The 1621-nt window shown below is 39.2% G+C and carries 2 protein-coding genes; both read left to right on the top strand.

Annotated features, from left to right (window positions below):
* Positions 1 to 211: CcdC protein domain-containing protein (locus ACFXKA_RS42675; protein WP_379431855.1), on the top strand; the 211-nt coding region annotated here is incomplete at its 5' end.
* A 111-nt stretch (positions 212 to 322) separates the two neighbouring features.
* Positions 323 to 1473 (top strand): IS3 family transposase gene (locus tag ACFXKA_RS42670; protein ID WP_087614160.1). Its coding sequence is split into 2 segments (ribosomal slippage): positions 323 to 596 and positions 596 to 1473, totalling 1152 coding nucleotides; the frame shifts between segments, so codons are not numbered across the junction.
* The last annotated feature ends 148 nt before the right edge of the window (positions 1474 to 1621 follow it).

Genomic DNA, 1621 nt, shown 5'->3' with positions numbered 1-1621 from the left:
CTCTAAAGCATTTGTTTTTATATTAGTCGGTCTTTTGGTGATCAGAATCGTGATGAAATCGATCTTGAGCACATCAATTGATTATGGTGCACTGAGCGGAATGTTTTGGATTCTGGCTTTCGGTATGATTGTGCCTTGGAGAATCGCCATGTATTTATCATATCGAAAACTTCATAACGAGCTGCAGTCATCTAATATTCAAATGAATTAAAAAACCTTTCCTCTTGTGGGACTGACCCCATAAGATGAGACAAATAAAAACACCTTCAAGTTTGAATACGGATGATTGTTATCCGAAATTAGACTTGGAGGTGTTTTTTCTATGGGGACAAGAGTGAGTTATCCGGTTGAAGTGAAACAGAAGGCTGTAGAAATGAGATTGGCAGGCGTACCTATGAAAGAGATCATGCAGGAGTTGAATATCAAAAATAATACGCAGATTAAGACATGGGTCAGATGGTATAAGGCTGGTGATACACATCGATTTGAACAGCCTGTTGGTAAGCAATACACTTATGGAAAAGGTCCGGAGTATTCTTCCGAATTAGAGAAACTGCAGGCAGAGAATCGATATCTGAGACAACAGAATGAAGTGTTAAAAAAGTACAACGAATTGGAAAGGAAGTTGATAGCCAAACGTCAGTCGAACTTGTAGAAGAATTGCACAGCACAATGACCGTGCAGGATATCTGTATTCATTTAGGTATCTCTCGCTCGTCTTATTATCGTTGGAAGAAGAATCTGAAGAAAGATCATCCCAAGCGCCATTTAGAAAAACAAATCGGCACGTTGTGCCGAGAGCACCAGTATCGATATGGATATCGAAAAATCACAGCTATATTAAAAAAGAGAATGTGTATTAACCATAAAACGGTTCAGCGTATTATGCAGAAAAATCAGTGGCAGTGCCGGGTTAAGGTGAAAAAGCGCAAGAAGAATGGGCAGCCATATGCCGTGGTCGACAATATATTAGATAGGAACTTTCAGTCTGATCATCCTCTTGAAAAACTAGTAACAGACATCACGTATTTGCCTTATGGACAGAAACAATTGTACCTTTCCAGTATATTGGATGTATATAATGGAGAAGTGATTGCTTTTACGATTGGAGATAAGCAGGACACAGACTTTGTCTTACACACACTTGATCAACTGCCAACACTGCCTGAGAACTGCGTGTTACATAGTGACCAAGGATCTGTGTATACATCTTACGAGTATCAGAAAGCTGTTAAAACAAAAGGCATTACCATGAGCATGTCCCGCAAAGGGACACCCGCTGATAATGCCTCCATCGAATCGTTTCATTCCTCACTAAAGTCTGAAACGTTCTATCTTAACAGCATTGATCGAACCACGACCGCCATCGTAGAACGCACTGTCATAGAATACATTCATTATTATAACAATATTCGTATTCAAACGAAACTAAACAACCAATCACCGATAAATTATCGGCAATTGGCTGTTTAAAAGGTGTTTTGATCCCTGTCTCAAAAACGGGGGTCAGTCCCTTAGCAGGCGGGTTTTTTTATAAATTGACTCTGTTAATGTTTAATGTTGATTTTTTCAATAAAATGTTAGGGAACCATCTTTTGGTTCCCCAATTCTCAATAAACCC

It is taken from the genome of Nocardia sp. NPDC059228 (genome assembly GCF_042754245.1).
Lineage (GTDB): Bacteria > Actinomycetota > Actinomycetes > Mycobacteriales > Mycobacteriaceae > Nocardia.
This window is presented reverse-complemented; position numbering and strand designations above follow the sequence as displayed.